The sequence below is a fragment of the Lysobacter sp. Root983 genome (assembly GCF_001429345.1).
In the GTDB taxonomy this organism is placed as follows: Bacteria; Pseudomonadota; Gammaproteobacteria; order Xanthomonadales; family Xanthomonadaceae; genus Lysobacter.
Genome location: NZ_LMJO01000012.1, coordinates 326,286 through 343,807 on the forward strand (window position 1 = coordinate 326,286; position 17,522 = coordinate 343,807).

A 17,522-nucleotide genomic window follows, 5' to 3' on the forward strand; every position below is an offset into this window, starting at 1 on the left:
ACGGGGTGCGGCCATGGCGTCGAGCAAGGCAGGGGCGCATGCGTTGGATCGGTCTAATTGCATCGCATGCTGCGCCCCGGTGCAGCGCCTTGCATTCTGCGGTGCAGCATGCGGGCGTATCGGCCACATGCTAGCGTTTACAAGGTTTAGAACGATCTAAATTCACTGTCAGCGCCCCGACCGGGCCCGTCCCGGCGCGCCCAGCCGGAGCCGTCCATGCCAGCCGATACCTCGTCCCCGCGACCCACGCCGAAGCGCCGCCTGCGCTGGCCGCTGCTGTTGGCCTGGGCCATGAGCGGCCTCGCCGCCGCGGCCGCGCCGCCCGCGACCGACGACGCCGGTCGCCGCGCCTACGCCGCGGTCGATCCCTTCATCGGCACCGGCGGCGAAGGCCACACCTTCCCCGGCGCGGTGGTGCCGTTCGGCATGGTCCAGCTCAGCCCCGACACCCAGATCAAGCCGCGCAAGGAGGCCTACGGCTGGGCCGCGGGCTACCGCTACGACGACACCAGCATCGTCGGCTTCTCGCACACCCATTTCTCCGGCACCGGCCACTCCGACCTGGGCGACGTGTTGCTGATGCCGATCGCGGGCGAGGTGCGCCTGGAGCGCGGCGAAGACGGCAAGCCCGGCAGCGGCTATCGCTCGCGCTTCCGCCACGACGACGAGGTCGCCCAGCCCGGCTACTACGCCGTCACCCTGGACGACTACCAGGTGCGCGCCGAACTCACCGCCAGCGAACGCGTCGGCGTGCACCGCTACCGCTTCCCCAAGGGCAAGCCCGCGCACGTGCTGATCGACCTGCGCACCAGCATGTACGACTACCCCGGCAAGGTGCTGTGGTCGCGCCTGCGCCTGCGCCCCGACGGCACCGTCACCGGCTTCCGCGAAACCCGCGGCTGGGCGCCCGGCCGCCAGCTCTATTTCGCGATGCGCTTCTCGCGCCCGCTCAGCGGCCACCAGTTCCACGACACCGAACAGGACGTGATCTACAAGGGCTTCCCGCCGCCGGCCGAGAAGACGCCCGCGCTGCGCGCGCAGATCGAAGGCCGCCAGCTGGTCGGCGCCTTAGACTTCGCCGACGCCGCGGGGCAGTCGCTGGTGGTCAAGGTCGCGATCTCGCCGGTCAGCGAAGACAGCGCCATCGCCAATCTCGACGCCGAAGTGCCCGGTTTCGATTTCGACGGCGTGCGCACACAGGCGCGCGCCAGCTGGACCCAGGCGCTGTCGGCGGTCGACCTCGACGCGCCCGAGCCGATGCGCAAGAGCTTCTACACCGCGCTCTATCACACGCTGATGGGCCCCAGCCTGTTCATGGACAGCGACGGCCGCTACCGCGGCCCCGACAACGCCGTGCACCAGGCCAAGGGCTATCGCCACCATTCCACCTTCTCGCTGTGGGACACCTACCGCGCGCTGCACCCGCTGCTGACCCTGGTGCAGTCCGAGCAACGCAACAGCGACTTCGTCAATTCGTTGCTGGCCTCGCGCCGCGAAAGCCCCTACGGCGTGCTGCCGGTGTGGGCCTTCCACGGCCAGGAGACCTGGTGCATGGTCGGCTACCACGCCGTCCCGGTGATCGCCGACGCCTACATGAAAGGCATCCGCGGCTACGACGCCGACGAAGCCCTGCAGGCCATGGTCGCCAGCGCAAGCTACGGCCCCTACGACGGCATCGCCCAGTACATGGAACTGGGCTACGTGCCGATCGACGAAGAAGGCGAGGCCGCCTCCAAGACCCTGGAATACGCCTACGACGACTGGACCATCGCGCGCATGGCCGAAGCCATGGGCCGCAAGGACGTCGCCGCGACTTTCGGCAAGCGCGCCGGCAACTGGAAGCACGCCTTCGACGCCAAGACCGGCTTCATGCGCGCGCGCAAGCGCGACGGCGCCTTCCGCGAACCCTTCGACCCCACCGTCAGCGGCTACGGCAGCGACTACACCGAAGGCAACGCCTGGCAGTACTCCTGGTACGTCCCGCAGGACGTCGCCGGCCTCGCCGCCGCGCTAGGCGGCGACGCCAAACTGGTCGACAAACTCGACCAGGTCTTCGACGCCAAGGTCGACCCCAAGATCTTCGAGCACATGGAAGACATCACCGGCCTGATCGGCTGGTACGCGCACGGCAACGAGCCCAGCCACCACGTCGCCTACCTCTACGCCTACGCCGGCCAACCCTGGCGCACCCAGGAACGCCTCAAGCAGATCATGGCCACCCAGTACGCCCCACGCCCCGACGGCCTGGCCGGCAACGACGATCTCGGCCAGATGTCGGCCTGGTACGTGTTCACCGCCCTGGGCTTCTACCCGGTCGCCCCGGCCAGCAACGAATACGTGATCGGCCGCCCCTTCGTCCCGCGCGCGACCCTCAAACTGCCCAACGGCAAGCGCTTCAACGTCATCGCCGACGGCCTGGACGAGGCCCACACCTACATCGGCCGCGCCACCCTCAACGGCCAACCGCTGGACCGCGCCTACCTACGCCACGACGAAATCCTCGCCGGCGGCGAACTGCGCTTCGTCATGCAAGCCCAGCCCGACAAGGCCTGGGCGACGGATCCGAAGCAGCGACCCTACTCGATGTCCCAGCCCTGAGCCCCAGCGGCCGCGCCATCGCGCGGCCGCCTCCGGCACATCGCGCCCGGCTTATGCCGCGCGGCCCGCTCCCGTAGAATTCCCTGGCGCGCGGGCCTATAGCTCAACGGTTAGAGCAGAGGACTCATAATCCTTTGGTTCCAGGTTCGAATCCTGGTGGGCCCACCACATAAGCGTCCGGCATTGTCCAAGTAAGTCCAGATGGCGGCCATAAACCCCGCAAATTGCGGGTTTTTTTGTGCGCTTCTGTCCCGGGCTATCCGATTGAATCCAACAGCAAAGTGAGTCACGCTGTGAGTCAGAAGGTCCGCCGTAGGGTGGCTGATTAACAGATGGCTGACTCACGTGCTCACCGATGCCAAGCTGCGCACACTCAAGCCGCGTGAGAACGCGTACCGCCTCGCGGACACCAACGGCCTGTGCATCGAAAAAGTGCGCTCCAGCGGCGCGAAGGTTTGGCGGTATCGATATCGCTATGCCAGCGAGCCAAGCAGCTGAGTACCCGGCTATGGGCTTAGCAGAGGCGCGGGCTGAGCGAGACCGTCTGCGCACCTTGGTGAAGGGCGGAGGTAGTCTCGCGCACGCCGCCAGGATCGAGCGTGCTGCGAAGATTGAGCAGGCGGAGACGACGTTCGGCGCTATCGCAGCCAAACTGCTAGCCAAGCATGCGAAAGAGGGCTTGAGTCCGGGATCCGTGAAGCGCGAGCGTCGACTGCTAGAGAAGGACATGGCGGCCATCGGCGGAATAACGATCACTGGCGTGACCGCGCCGCTGTTGTTGGCGTCGCTGCGGAAGCTTGAGAGGCGGGGCGTTGTCGAGACGGCCCATCGGACCCGATCGCTGGCCGGGCGTGTATTTCGGTACGCCATCGCGACGGGGCATGCCCAGAACGATCCTGCAGACGATCTGGCAGGGGGCGCTGGAGCAACCGAAGACGAAGCACCTCGCCAGCGTGACCGATCCCGCCAAAATCGGCGACCTACTCCAAGCAATGCACTCCTACCGGGGGGCCTCCGTCACCCAGGTTGCGTTGAAGTTGGCCCCAATGCTGTTTGTACGCCCCGGGGAACAAAGGAAAGCGCGTTGGGCCGATATCGATCTTGTAGCGGCGAAGTGGCGTTTCACCGCAAGCAAGACTGGGATGCCGCACATTGTCCCACTCCCATTTCAGGCGAGAGATATTCTTGAAGAACTCCAGCCACTCATCAGGCGGAGCGAGTTCATATTCCCCGGTGTCAGAAGCGCGAAGCGGCCAATGAGCGAGAACACGATCAACGCCGCCTTGCGTTACTTAGGCTTCGATGGAGACACCATTACTGGGCACGGGTTCAGGGCTATGGCGCGTACAGTCCTAGATGAAGTCTTGGGGTTTCGGTCTGACTACATCGAGCACCAGTTGGCGCACGCAGTCCGTGATCCACTGGGGGCGCGTACAACCGTACAGCGCACCTTCCGGAGCGCAGAAAGATGGTGCAGGGATGGGCGGACTACTCGCGGACCGGTGCGCCTCTTCGAGAAGGGCACGCCCCCTAGTTGGGGTTGGTACTCCTTCACACTTCCTCAGGGGCAATTCATGAGTTCATTGCGGTGAGCAAGACCAACGCGCCGGCGGGGAAGGCTCGAAAACAACGCGGGGCGCCAAATGGCCCCGCAGCGAAGCTTCTGTCGTCAGCGCCGAGACCCACCGTAGCGGGGCTCTTCGCCGGGGTCGGTGGTCTGGAGGCCGGCTTCCAGGCCGCCGGGTACCAGACAGCCATGCTTTGCGAGATCGACGCTGCGGCACGTCAGGTGTTGGAGTCCCGATTCGTGGGCGCAAGAGTCGAAAGTGATGTGAGATCGCTCGGCAGACTGCCGCCGTGCACAGTGCTAACCGCGGGCTTTCCTTGTCAGGACCTAAGTCAAGTTGGTCGCCGCCAGGGCATCACCGGACCCAATTCCGGACTGGTCCAGGTACTGTTCAATCTCCTGAAGAACAGGCGCCAGTGTCCCGAGTGGGTGGTCATCGAGAACGTCCCCTTCATGCTTAACCTCCACGGGGGGAGCGCCATTCGCTTCATCGCCGCCGAGTTGGAGTCGATGGGGTACGCGTGGGCGTATCGCACGGTGGATGCACAAGCATTTGGCTTGCCGCAGCGACGGCGGCGCGTGATCCTGATCGCCTCACGAGATCACGACCCCCGACCGGTGTTGCTCGGCCAGGATGCGGGCGCGCCGGAGGCGAAGCCTCGGGGAGCGCATGCCTGCGGCTTCTATTGGACGGAGGGCAACACGGGGTTGGGCTGGGCGGTCGATGCGATTCCGCCGCTCAAGGGCGGATCGGCCCTACACATCCCCTCTCCACCGGCGATCTGGTTTCCGCGACGTCGTCTGATCGCTATGCCGTCCATAGAGGACGCAGAGAGACTGCAGGGATTCACCGCCGGTTGGACGTCGTCGACGGGCGACCCAACCCGGGAATCGAGGGGGAAGCGCTGGCGAATGGTAGGCAACGCAGTCAGTGTGCCGATGGCGAAATGGATTGCTCGGCGTCTCGCCACACCTTCAGACTCCTACGACGCCAGCGAGGCAGCGGCGCTGCCCGAGACGGGCGGCTGGCCCGGTGCGGCCTGGTCCTTTGGGCGCAAGCGTCGCTCCGTCGCGGTGTCGGAATGGCCCGTTTCGAGCACGCACAGTCATCTCGCCTCCTTCCTTGAGTACCCAGTGGTGCCGCTGTCGAAGCGAGCGACGACCGGATTTCTCTCCCGGTTGCGGAAAAGTAGCCTGAGGCATGCCTCGGAGTTTGCCGAGGACCTCGCGCACCATGCCGAGAACGCGGACTAGCAAACTGGCGGGCGTGACTGCGACGACATCCGCTCGGATGTCGAAGGTGGCGCAGCGGCACAATGCGAGAGAACGCGCACTGCGGAGTGAACTGCATCATCGAGGCCTTCGTTTTCGACTCGACCGCCCCTTTGACGAGGGTTCCCGCAGAACCGTTGATGTCCTCTCCGTCGCTGCCCGAATCGCTGTTTTCGTGGATGGATGCTTCTGGCACGGCTGTCCCCAACACGGCACCCTTCCCAAGAACAATGCGGAGTGGTGGCAACGCAAGATCGAAGGGAGCATCGCACGTGACCGGGACACCACCGCAAGGCTCGAATTGAGCGGCTGGCAAGTGATCCGAGTATGGGAGCACGAACCGCTGAAGGATACGGCCGATCGCATCGCGCTGGCTGTTCGTCGCGCCATGACAGATCGACGTTGAGTCTCTCCGCGCAATCATAAAGCATTCGCGCAACTCAACAGGGCTCTATCGAGAAGCTAGTTGCCGTCCACGCCCTTCGTTCCCACCGATCGCGCGGGATCTCGTGAAAGGAACGCGGGTGGAAGCGCCCACCGTCGAAGTCCCAACTCGGACCCGTGGCCTGGAGCCCAAAGAAGAACAGCGTGCTTCCGAGGGGAGCAAGCGAAACTCCGTGGCGTCGATCTAGTCCATCGACTCGAACACGGCGGCAGCCGGCGTCGGTGAGCCTGGCGCTGGCCAAATCCTCGATTTGGCGGATTTCGGTCAGCGTGCCCCAGATGTCGAAAGGAACGTACTCAACGTCATTCGGATAACTCTTCCACCAGGTCGGGGCGATCGTCAGGTATGCGGAGCAGGTATGGCGGTAGGGACAATTCCGGCAACTAGATCCCGGGTTCGCCAATGTCTCGCCGGAGACGATGCCCGCGGGCGGTAGCCCATTCACGAGCTGCCGCAATGTCTCGCGCGCCTGTTCGCGGGCGACGGGATGAAAGGCGACGTTCCGCTCTTCGCCATCGTCGACGATGAGCCGGATCGTCGTGTTGGGGTGACGCTCAAGCACCATCAGTCCATAGGCCATGAGCTGCAAGGCGATCTCGGGCTTAACTTTGCTTTCTTGATCCAGGGTCGCTCCCGACTTGAAATCCCGAACCTCAAGTATTTCCGGGGTCAATCGTCGAACGCGATCGGCACGGCCGCGTAGCCGCAATGCCTGACTTTGCAATAGCTGTTCCGCACCCGGTCCAATCTGAGGTGCGTGCTCGTCTCGCACCACGCGAGTGCGTGAGCAGCCTCGCAACGAACGGGTACGGACTCACGCCCGAATCCCCGGCCATTCCGCCAGCGAGCGCGTGGCGGTGAGATCGGCGAAATGCGCTCGTCTAGGGTCGCGGCGCAATTCGGCGACAGTGTGGCTGTACTCCGCGTCGAACACCGTATCGACGTCGACGTCGGCTCTATTCCACGTGAGCTGCAGAACTATGTGAATAAGCGTGCCGACGGCGGCCTCAGGGCCGGACCCGAGTCGATTCACCCTCGTTGACGCAAGCGTTGCCTTGAGCCGGCACGCCCTTGCCGTGATCAGTGCCGTCGGTGAGTACAGCACCGGCACCTCTACCGTGGTCAGGGCCGGAGGCAAGGGCTCCAACGATCATGCTCCGTCTAGGATCGCGCGACGGATGGTGCCTGCCCTACGCGAGAAGTTGAACGAGTCGACAATCACGAACGCACCCTTGAGCGTTCGAACGGCCTCAAGCAAACAGCCCGAAGGCTGATCCGGATCCCAGAGAGGGTGTGCGATTACGGCCCACTTCGAAGCCCCATCGAACTTCACGGCCCAAATGGCACCTTCCTGTCGTGTCTGCAGCCGCGAAAACTGTCGCTTGACACGCTGAACGTCGGCGGCGACGAGATCGGGCCACGTTCTCAGCGCAGCCAACTCGAACCGCCCGTCGAGGCCACATCGAAAAGAGGCATCGTGGAGTGCGTGCAAGAAGGAGAGCCCCAAGCGCCAGTCGAGTAAGCCGTGGTACGGTTGATTGCGATACCGCATGAGGCATCGATAACAGGCGTGCTCGCACGAATGCTCGTGGTCACTTCGCAGAAACTCGTTCAGCGGGTACGCGTCCTCGTCTCGCAAGATTGATTCTAGAATGCGGTTGATTCGGGGGTTTGTGGTGGGTGTGCCTAGAGCGACGCAAAACCCTGCCCCGTTAACGAGGTGATCGACGAACTGCAGTACTGGCTTCGCTACCCCGCCCGCAGGGCGCATTAAGCGCGGTTCGATCACGTCGAACTCCTCCGGATCGATGTCCAACTCAAGTGCCGCTCGATTGACGAGGATGAAGGTAGCCGACATCGCCGCTGCTCGAACGGCCGTGCGACCGAGCACGTCGAGAGGATTTGCGCCGTTTCCGAGCGTCTTGGGGCCCACCACTCGTTCGATGCTCAATCCAGGCGGCACCACCGCAGGTGCGAGATAGAGCGCATCCGTGGTCTTGGGGGCAGCTAACCAGATATGTTCCCCCGCCTCCTGGCTCGTCCCCGTTTGGGTGAAGTCCGAAGGCTGGAATCCCTGAGCCAGGATTTCATCGGCGACCACTTGTTGCTCAAGAGTGGCTAGGACATTGCGGCGGCGCAACTGCTGTTCGCCTGGGATGCCAGTGAATCCTCGATGGCCGCCGGGTCGGTCGGGATCGGAAGCGCCTCGGTTCAGACGATAGGTACGAATGCTGTCTGCGAAGACCTCAAGATTCGAGCCCTCGCAAGCGTGAAATGCTAGGTCACGAGCTTCGGAATGGATCGACCGATGGCGTCCTCCAGGCGCATCACTGTCTACGTCCGACGACGGTCTAAAATTGGTCCTAAAACCCAATGGCTCCCGACATTCCTTTGAATGCTCGGGAGCCAATGGACCCCCGCAGGAACGACAGTCACCGACGCTCTCATCGGGACGTGCGTCGAGACGAAACCAAGAACCGCATCGAGCGCATTCGAGCATCCAGAACGGGGCGCCGAAGGGCGCCGACATCGGCCTCACGGTACTCCCCGGGTTCGGTGCGAAACGAAAGTCGGGTAATGCGCCCGTGAATCCGACACACAAGTGTTCCAGCTTGTCCTTGACGATGACAGACCCGGGCGCGAACTCATAAATCGCCAGATCAAGATCCCGATCGATGGTGTTCCATTCGATCGAGCCTCCGCGAGATCCAGACGGGGCCTTGGTTCCTGTATAGAGGTTACGCACGCGTGTGGGCATGCCATACATCGGAAGACTGCCCTGCTCGGCCAACGAGTGGGCCAGTCCGGGTCGCCTCGACTCTTGACGCTCACTGATAACACGGATGTCCGTCAACAAGGCATCAGGACTCATCCACACGTTCTCCATGGGCAGGGAAGACCCATCACAGAGCAACTGAGCGAAGCCTCGCGCTTGCGCCTCGGTCTGCGTCAATGCGGCACGCAGTCGCACTTCCCACGCGTCATCGAAGTACAGAGAGGTTGGCAAGAACTCGCCGTGAATGTCTGGTGGTCGCATGTTGTCGCCAGGCCAAGGCAAGTTGGAATCGCGTAGCCGAGCGAAAGCAGCATTTAGCCACCGCTTACGCAGGAATCTCTGTGCGATACTCGGCATGTGCTTCGTCAGGAATGGCGGAGGCGGCACGTCGCCTGTGATCTTGCGTGGCTCTCGGAAATAGTAGAGATCGTGACTCTTGGTGCGACATACCGTGAGCACGAAGGAGAAAGCCTGCCGGCGTCTGCCGGCGCGACCAACGCGCTGCTGATAGTTGAATCGCTGGGGCGGCATATTGGCCTGTAATACGGCCTGGAGAGGGCCGATGTCGATGCCTACTTCCATCGTCGTCGTCACTGCCAGGAGATCAATCTCTTCACGCTCACGATGGAAATGAGGATCGGGCTCGAAGGTCAGGTCACCGTCTTCGTCGTAAACGGGCTGTCCATCCGCATCGAACTTCTGCCGAAGGTCTGGCAGCAGAATGCCGCGGAACTTGCGCTGCCGCAGCGCGCCGTCGTCGGTTTGACCGGTGAGTTCTTCGCAGTGCAAGCGAAATGCGCCGCTGCCAGTTCGATTTAGTCGTTTCGATAGGAAATTTCGCGCGATCACGTCTCGCACGCACCCATTTGCTGCTTCACTCAGCGGCGCCAAGCAGCGCGTGCAGATGCCGGCGCCGCGATGCAAGTGCACCCGAGCGCATCTCTCGCATCGCCACAATGGATCCTTCTCGTTCACCAACTGTACGCGCAACGCGGCCGTGGACAGGTAGCCGGAGCGATGCCCTGCCTTCGTGAACGCCTGGAGGAGCTCATTCAACTTCTGGCGCGCATTGGCGCCCCACACCTTGTCCGCGAATCGAAAGACCCGCGTTCTCGATGAGACGCTGTTTCCATCGGCCCACGGCGCTGGTCGATCATAGTGAGTGTTCAAGAGCCGATAGGAGTCGCCGAACACGCGAACGAAGGCGGCCACCACGTTATAGTCCAGCCCCTCTTCGATAGCTGATCGCGGTAAGCACAGATAACCCAGCCCGGATTCCTCCAGCGAGAAGTACGTTCTACTCAATAGAATGTCGGTGACCAGGGTCTGCATCTTTTCCACGACCTGGATTCGCGCCTGGTCCAGCCAAGATTGCTCGGCGACGTCGTCTCGCCAATCGAACTGGCCGTTGCGACGTTCGAACAACTGCGGCCATTCGAAGAAGTGTTTGACCCGATTCACCTCGGCTCGAATTAACCCAGCGCCAGTTGCATTGGTCGGATGAATGCCGAGCGTCACGAAGGCGCGAATCAGCGGCTTGAGTGGCAAGCGTGCTTCTGAGAAGCCGAGATAGGTGCTAGGTTCGCTGCTGTCGTCGAGTACGGTGCCGACGCGAATCGTCCCTTCTCTTGCGTCTTCTTGGATGGAACGGAGGCGCTTTATCTCGGCACCAAGTCGCTCCGATTCGACAAAGTCATCACGTTCCTCAGCTAGATCGCGCTGCGAACGAACCTGATCCATTCTATCGCGTATTTGTTCGAGCGACGGCAATTCTCGATAGGAACGGCGTAGTTCGCTCACCAGAACGTCGCGTCGCAGGTCCTCGTGGTGCCGTTTCTCGACATCGAGCGATGCCTTGGCCGCGTCCTGCCGACTGTCGGAAAACGACACCAGTTTCGGCGATGCAGACGCCAGCTTCAGGAGGTGGAAGAGCTCACTGGCGAGGAGTTGCGTGGTCTTGGCGAAGCCGGTTCGAAAATGTCGAATCGGTGAGAAGCGCAGGCCGCTGCCAAGTTGTCGCGGCGCATAGTCGGTGGCGCAAGCCGGGCACGCGTAGGCAACGTTGGTGCCGCCATCCTTATTGTTTCGCTTGTGCCGATCTTGACCGTTCGCTCGCGTGAACAGCCAACCTACAACGTGGTCAGGTGGGAACGTCGCCGTCGGCGAGACCCGCACGTTCGCTGTCGCGGGATCCAGTCCCGCCCTGCCCCAACCGTCGGGCACGCCAGATCCATCTGCAATCGGCGGCGTCTCGGTTTGATCCGTGGGCCAGAAGACCGCATATTCATCGAAGGAGAGATCTTCGAAACGCCGACCCGTGGCCACGTCTGGCAGCCCGTCCAGTTCCGCTTCGCCGGGGAGCAATTCCCATTCCGTCGAGCTTCGTCGCCGGCGCATTCCTCCGACAAAGAGTTCGCCACAGCATTCACAGTAAAGTAGTTCCAGCAGCCGCAACGGCGGGTTGGAGGTGCTCGAACCCACCCCGGTGCTGATGGCACGCTCCAGCGTCAGTTTCCCCACCTTACGCGCCGCGTCTCGGAAGCCATCGGCGGCACTGGCACCCCGATCGACTGGGGCGAAGAGGCCTTCAATGCTTCGGAAGAACGTGTGGACCCGAAACGACGAAGCATCGAGTGGCGATTGCCTGCCTTCGTCCTCGAACCACTTGTGAAAGGCATCCCCGAGTCCTCGAGCGAGGAGCAATCCTCGGAGCGCGGAGGTCTTGCCTTCCTCCCCTCCGAAGATCTTGACCGACAGGTCATCGATCGAAGAGGCACGCGGACGCCCCTCCGTCGCCGACCAACAAGCAGCCGCGACGTGACGACCGGCTTCCTCCATGACGCTTCGAACCGTGTGCGCAATCGGTCCGGAAACGTCCAGTCCCATCGCCTTGCCGACTGTGTGCCAGGCGTCCGCCAGCAGTAGAGGGTACTCGCGATCACTTGCACACGCGGGCTCGGTCTCACCGCCGCCATGCTGTGCCAGGAAGTCAACGAAAGGCTCTGGTTCGAGCATTGGTACGATGACGGTGCGCTCCGCCTCCGGCTCTCCCGGCACGATCGCAGCGCGCCAGTCTGCGGGACCAGTGGCCCTGGTCCCCTGCGGGGTCCAGTGTCCGAAGCTACCGAACATGTCCCAAAGGTAGTCTTGACTCTTTACACCTTCTTCCCCGTCCACAGGCAATGACGCGCTGGACGCGAGGATTCGCAACTTGTGACGGTGCTCCGGGCTGCTCAACCCCAATCGATCCAGGAGCAGCCGCAGCAGATACGCGACCTCCGTGCCAGCGGCTCCGCGTTGTAGGTGCAGTTCGTCGAGAACCAGGTAGAAATATGCGTCGTCGTTCTCGACCAGCCAGCGCTTCGTGGCGCCGAAAAGTGGGTCGTCGACCTCTCGGTTAAGCATAGCCCCGAGCATGCTCACGTTGGTGATCAAGATATCGGGAGGTTGGCGCTGCATGTCCCAACGCGACAACATTTCCGCCCCGTCCACGGCCGGGAACAGGAAGCGGTCATCGGCCTTCAGTGTGGGTGGGACTTCCTGGCGACGTCTCTCAATTTCTCGTTGCGTCCGCTCAAACTCCACCATCTCGTCGAACAATTTGCGCAATTGCCTCGTTCGACGCTCTCGATCGTCTTCTGGAGCGGTGCGAGGATGCACGTTGAATCCCGTGACGGGAGTAGCGCTCGTATAGCGCCCAAAGAAGATTCGATTGCCATGAATCTCTTCGTCCAATACAACTCTCGCGGATGCGGAGTCGAGGGCCTTTCGCAGCCGGGTGAGCTGATCCTCGACGAGCGCATTCATCGGATACAACACTAGGCAACGGATGGCGGCGGGCCGACGTTCCCCTTCCCGGTGTGGCACGAACGGGTCGGCCCCAGGGTCCTGCTTCAAGGGGCGCCTCGACTTGGGTATCTCGGTGAAGGTTTCATACGGTCGCCCGGTGCTGTCGTGCCACCAACGCTTGCGCAAGAAATCCGCTGATGGTGCAGCCCAGCCGGACGCCTCACGCATGATCGCTGCCAGTACTGGGAGCAAGAACGATTCAGTCTTGCCCGAGCCGGTGCCCGAGGTCACGATGCCCGGTCGGCCAGATTGGGTGCCCCGCTCCAGCATCTGCAGCTGATGCTTGAACAAGCGAACGTTCGAGTCGTCGAAAAGACCCGAAGAGACCAATCGAACGAATGCTGAGCGTGACTTTAGATCCAAGCGCCCCAGTGGTCCAGTCTCATCGGCGGCTAGGTCGCGCAGTGTCGCCTCGCTCCGAACGTAGCGCGGAACTGGTTCCACAAAAGGGAGTGTGCACAGCGCTCCTGGGGACTCAAGCAACGAGCGACGCTCCTTGCTCACCGCATCATTTCCGATGCGAAATGCGGTTTCCAAATACGTGATGTACAGCTCTCGAATCCTGAGGAAGCCTCCTATCGGATCGTACATGTCCTCTCCCTAGCCGCTGATTGGATGGTTACCGTCGGCTCCCTCAATCTCAAGATTGCAGAAAGCACCCGCTCTCTAAGTTGCGCGCCAACTGGATAACGATACTCCCCGGTGCCCAATGGGCCTGCCAAACCCAAACCAAGAACGTTCACGAAACGAGCCATTGGCAAAGGCAGGTAACCATGATGCGCGACCAGATCGTCTGACCCGGGCGCAGATACGAGCGGCTCCCCGAGAATGTGTGCAGCCCATGCCCGAATTGGGTTCAGCTCGTATGACCAAAACGAATCACCTTCATAGGTTGCGAGCCAATAGTCGGGCCGATCGGCGCGTGCGAAGTGCTCGACCAGAATGTCCGGGTTCGAAGCGCCTTGGAGTGACCAGTTACGCCACACGCCGGCATGCTCGTAGTGAGTTGGCGGCGGCGCATCCGGCACCCGCGCGCAATTGAATCGAGCTATCGCCGCTGCGGACAACCATGCAATTGGCATTCTGAACTGCTGGGCCAGAGAATTGAGCGCGTCTTCATCGTGTCCGTGGAGTTGCAAGACTGACGGAACCAGTGCCGAGACTGAACCACGGTCCAGCACGAGCAACTCCAGTCGAGAAGCCGTGTCCCGAATAGCGTCCTGCGTAACGGGAAGCGTCAATCCCGACACGACTGCGTTGACTATTCCTCCCGTGCGATACGCGAGGACACTGGGAGTGCGTGGGAATGTCGCGCGAGTACGCCATCGGGCGGACGACGCAACGTCGATGAAACCGCCTTCCATCCAAGCCCTGGTGACGTGGCCAAGATGCTTCGCATCGATCCTGAGGATTGCTAGCACGAGCTCCTTCCACTCTCGCCAAGGAAGTCCCGCGCGGGCGGCGGCCCTTCCCGCGAGTACCCTCGCGAGTCGATCGACCGATGACTTGGGCACCTCGAACCTGCGCGGCGCCAGTTCAGGTACGACTTGCGTGATGCTCCGGCTCGGGAGAGGCGACCCGGACCCGACCATGCCTTGCACTCGACGCCTAGCGACAGCGAACTCCGGATCGGACGGGTCCGGAGCACACTTCAATAGCAGTCTTCGCCAGCGGCGACGGGCATTAGCAGTGTCCACCTGATACGACGGCAGAGCGTCGTCACCGCGCACGTCACCCCGTCGGCCGATGAACTTCCCGCCAAACCCAGTCACAGCCCATGCCGCTAGAGCGGAGTCACTTACGAACTCCCCCACGCCAGCACCGAGCAGGATTGGATCCTCCAGCCCTACCTCAGCATTGTTCTCAGTCGAGGCATGCTCCTCAGCTAAAGTCGAATTGAGACTGGACGTGTTGCAGGTTCCCTCGACGATCCATGCGGCTGGCTCCCGAGGAGCCTTGAACGACTCACTCGCAGTCGTAGAATTGAACCGAACGGTGCGCTTCGATTCCGAATCGTTCCACGATGCATTGAGCACGAATTGGCCGTCCCAGTCTCGAACAGGCAGCCGCCACAAGCCCGCTGCGTCGCGTTGTAGGTCGACTCTTCCCTCCCCAGCCTCAAGCCATACGCAGGATGACTCCTCGGCGACAATCACTGGCAGCACTTCTGCGATTCCGAGCCATCCCTCTTCCGTTCGCACCCCTCCTCGGAACCCAATCGTCGGCAAAGATAATGATTCGTGCAGGATCCACGTTTGGTCCAAGCACGTACCCAGAAAGACGGACGTGGGCGCAGCTCGAAGTTTCGGATCGCTGAGCTGCATCCATCCCTCGTATGCCGAGGACCCGAGCACGCCATCTGGGTAGAGTTTGAGTAGATCCGCGACCTTTTCCTTGTGGACGAGTGCTACGACCGCCGATTCGAGCTGATCCCGCTCCACGAGTTCGAGCACGCCATGAGAGCCTAACGCAAAGGGCAATATTCCTTGATCCACCAAGGCGGATACGCGGGGCAATCGCACTCGTCCAGCAAGAATGGCACTCACGATAGCGTGCAGCCCACCGGCTTCGAGAGACTCGCCCTCAGGCACAAGCCCGAACTGCCACCGTCCGCAACGAGCGAGCAGCGTGACGGCCACCACGCCCGGCTGTGGGGCAGATAGGTCACTGGCCGCGAAGAGGCTCAGGCCGTCATCCGCTTCCTCGGCCAAAATCGCGTAATGAGCATGTGCGCCTGCATGCTCGTGTCCTCGACCGCGCAGCGAGGCGTCCACGACGGCAGCCCAAAACCTGTGGACCGAGAGCTGTCTTGACTCCGAGCTACGTCCGGACTCGAACAGGCGTCTAAACTCGTCGAAAGCGAGCTGGAACGCCGCCCCAAATCGCGTGCGTTCCGACGCCACCACGGACACGACGCGTCCCACGGGCGGCACCATGCCGGCCAGACCGGCTTCATCGAGCAGTTGCGACAAGCGTTGCTGGTCTCGCCGGTCGGGAAACGTCAGCTTGATGGAGTAGCCGATACGAGTCAGTCCACCTGGTTCCGGCAGCACCAGGCGTCGATAGGAAACGTCGTGCAGAGCGAGCCAGTTTCGGAGATTGACCCACAACGTCGGCAATATGGAGAGGGAGTTGGCGGGACCCTCAACGAGATTGCGCAGCCTCGCAATGAAGGAGTTCTCATCGGCCAGTTCCTCTGAGGATTCCGAGGCGGCCAGGCAGGTCAACACCAGATGTGCGACGAACTTGGGTCGGGAAAGTGGCGGCTGGGTCGGCCAACCCTGATAGTTGGATGCATCCTCAAGCAGCCCTTTTGATCGCACTGTTCGCTTGACCGCGTCGACGAATGACGAGCGCGCTTCGTCAGAGGTGGCCGAGGGGTCGCCGGTCACTCTCGCGAGTTCATCCGAAGTGACGAGCAATACGGCGACCGGAGGGTCATCCCCGCGATTCGAGAAGAAATGCTCCAAGAGGCGTTCGTTCCACTGCTCGACGCCCCACATCTTCCAGTCGATACCGGATTCCGCCACGCCCCCTCCCAACTCGAATGTTCACTTATGAAAGGAATACGTTCTTCCGGTGGAAGGCGAGGTACTCGCACGTTGCTTCAGAAAAATGCTCGCGAGACATGGAACAGGCCACAGCCAAGCCGAGGCGGTCGAGTTCTCCAGGCGGTAGCTCCGGCGAGACGCTGGCGCGCCCCTCGTCCTCGAACGTGAGAAGCCCGCGATCGAACAAACGGTCTGCATGAGGGGCCAAGAGTAAGCCATTGGCCCCGTCCAATCGCTCGCCCGAATCAGTGCATGCACGCCAAGGCTTGATGTGGCTCGCGACCAACAGCCCCGGTGACTGGACGCCAGTCAGCCAACACGACTTGTAACGGGACATCACGCGCGATCGGAACTGGCCTTGGCCATGTCGCGCGAGGATCAGCTGCCTCTTGGTCGTCGCATCCAGACTCTGATCCGTCGAAATAACTCTTTGCAAAGCATCGTCGACCTGAACAAGCGCATCTTGGCCCTGAGTGGGATTCGGAGCGAAGGCCATTGGCGTCGAAGGAACAAGCAGGTAGAACGTCTGCGGACCGATCTCAGCCAGGTACGCCTTTTGATTGCCATTCCCCGTGACGGAATGGATCGGAGAATACTTGTCGGGCAGCAAAGGTCTGAGTTGTCCGATGTGATCCTTCGGACGAACTGGTTCCTCCAGCGGCATCCACTCCACCGGCAGGAGCCATCCAATCTCGCTCCATTGCCTGCCCAGTTCGTGGAACTCGGGCGGCCTTGGTGCGACTCGGGCGAAATCTTGGACTACTCCGACATACCTGATCAGCCCGTTGGCGTAGGAGACGATTTTGTCGCCAGGCGCTGCGCGTCGCATGTTCTCGTAGAACTGACTGCGCTTTTCACCCGCTTCCGTTTGCGGTGACCACAGGTAGCCCCCGCCAATCTCCTGCTTGATGGTCTGTTTGTGATTCACCCACCAATAGCGCATCACGTATTCTTCATGGGATTCGAGGTGGACCGGGCCAAGGGTAAACGAAAACTTACCCAACTCAGGACTTGAGTGCGCCTTTCCCTCGGCGTCTACCGAGATGAGGGTCTCGACACTACTCAGTCGGGCGAACGCCTTTGGTCCCGCGGCGCAGACTTCAGTTTCAGGGCCGAGACGTGGCCGCGGCGCAATCGGCGAAGCACCTGCTCCCGCCCAAGATAGGCCGCCGCCCAGGCCCTAACCCACGCGTCCACATTTATCTCATGAAGATGCCACGTAGGCGGTTGCCTTCCATCGGAAAGCCGGGTCAGAGTGCACTTTTGGGTCGCATCCCAACTGGGGTGGCGGCAAAATGCGCACACTGCCCCTGTCTTGGAGTCGGGTGCGCTAACGGCGACTCGTGAAGTCAACCTGAGCCCATTCCTGGCCCGCGTATTCCCGCTTCAACGCCTCCACCATCTCAGGAGAAGGGAGGCGGGGACGGCAAGGAAACAGGGGTCAGAGTGCATTTTCTGAGGCTC

10 protein-coding genes and 1 tRNA gene are annotated in these 17,522 nt (G+C 62.0%); 6 read left to right on the plus strand and 5 right to left on the minus strand.

Annotated elements, in window-relative coordinates; translation table 11 throughout:
- Nucleotides 1–216 precede the first annotated feature (216 nt).
- The 6 genes from ASE43_RS08790 (at nt 217) to ASE43_RS21260 (ending at nt 5,843) form a co-directional block, all read left to right on the plus strand.
- A complete protein-coding gene (locus ASE43_RS08790; RefSeq protein WP_082607194.1) occupies nt 217–2,598 on the plus strand; it encodes a GH92 family glycosyl hydrolase in 2,382 nt (793 codons plus the stop codon).
- Nucleotides 2,599–2,690: 92 nt separating this feature from the next.
- Nucleotides 2,691–2,766: transfer RNA gene (locus ASE43_RS08795), tRNA-Ile, on the plus strand.
- Between the two features lie 177 nt (nt 2,767–2,943).
- Nucleotides 2,944–3,096 carry an Arm DNA-binding domain-containing protein gene (locus tag ASE43_RS22550; RefSeq protein ID WP_235568679.1) on the plus strand — a complete coding sequence of 51 codons (153 nt, stop codon included), beginning with the start codon at nt 2,944–2,946 and terminating at the stop codon, nt 3,094–3,096.
- A 494-nt stretch (nt 3,097–3,590) separates the two neighbouring features.
- Nucleotides 3,591–4,190: a site-specific integrase gene (locus ASE43_RS22555; protein ID WP_235568717.1), complete on the plus strand. Its 600-nt coding sequence runs from the start codon at nt 3,591–3,593 to the stop codon at nt 4,188–4,190.
- Nucleotides 4,187–5,419, plus strand: a complete 1,233-nt coding sequence (locus tag ASE43_RS08805; protein WP_200956249.1) for a DNA cytosine methyltransferase — start codon at nt 4,187–4,189, stop codon at nt 5,417–5,419. The genes ASE43_RS22555 and ASE43_RS08805 overlap by 4 nt, the downstream gene beginning before the upstream one ends.
- Nucleotides 5,400–5,843: a very short patch repair endonuclease gene (locus tag ASE43_RS21260; RefSeq protein WP_082607195.1), complete on the plus strand. Its 444-nt coding sequence runs from the start codon at nt 5,400–5,402 to the stop codon at nt 5,841–5,843. Before ASE43_RS08805 ends, ASE43_RS21260 begins: the two co-directional genes overlap by 20 nt.
- Before the next feature lie 34 nt (nt 5,844–5,877).
- On the opposite strand, the gene ASE43_RS08810 is transcribed toward ASE43_RS21260, so the two are convergent.
- The 5 genes from ASE43_RS08810 to ASE43_RS08825 form a co-directional block, all read right to left on the minus strand.
- Nucleotides 5,878–6,657 (minus strand): PD-(D/E)XK nuclease family protein, encoded by a 780-nt coding sequence (locus ASE43_RS08810; RefSeq protein WP_343123557.1) that lies wholly within the window; start codon nt 6,655–6,657, stop codon nt 5,878–5,880.
- A 39-nt stretch (nt 6,658–6,696) separates the two neighbouring features.
- Nucleotides 6,697–7,029: a hypothetical protein gene (locus tag ASE43_RS08815; RefSeq protein ID WP_057160201.1), complete on the minus strand. Its 333-nt coding sequence runs from the start codon at nt 7,027–7,029 to the stop codon at nt 6,697–6,699.
- 3 nt (nt 7,030–7,032) lie between these two features.
- Nucleotides 7,033–12,798, minus strand: a complete 5,766-nt coding sequence (locus tag ASE43_RS08820; RefSeq protein WP_162258775.1) for a DEAD/DEAH box helicase — start codon at nt 12,796–12,798, stop codon at nt 7,033–7,035.
- A gap of 284 nt (nt 12,799–13,082) precedes the next feature.
- Nucleotides 13,083–16,037 (minus strand): hypothetical protein, encoded by a 2,955-nt coding sequence (locus ASE43_RS21815; protein ID WP_157499788.1) that lies wholly within the window; start codon nt 16,035–16,037, stop codon nt 13,083–13,085.
- Between the two features lie 25 nt (nt 16,038–16,062).
- Nucleotides 16,063–17,061 (minus strand): HNH endonuclease, encoded by a 999-nt coding sequence (locus ASE43_RS08825; RefSeq protein ID WP_157499790.1) that lies wholly within the window; start codon nt 17,059–17,061, stop codon nt 16,063–16,065.
- Nucleotides 17,062–17,522 lie beyond the last annotated feature (461 nt).

Excerpts from the sequence above, each read along its gene's own strand:
- ASE43_RS21260 (WP_082607195.1), top strand. The coding sequence starts at position 5,400 with ATGCCGAGAACGCGGACTAGCAAACTGGCGGGCGTGACTGCGACGACA.
- ASE43_RS08790 (WP_082607194.1), top strand. The coding sequence starts at position 217 with ATGCCAGCCGATACCTCGTCCCCGCGACCCACGCCGAAGCGCCGCCTG.
- ASE43_RS22555 (WP_235568717.1), top strand. The coding sequence starts at position 3,591 with ATGCACTCCTACCGGGGGGCCTCCGTCACCCAGGTTGCGTTGAAGTTG.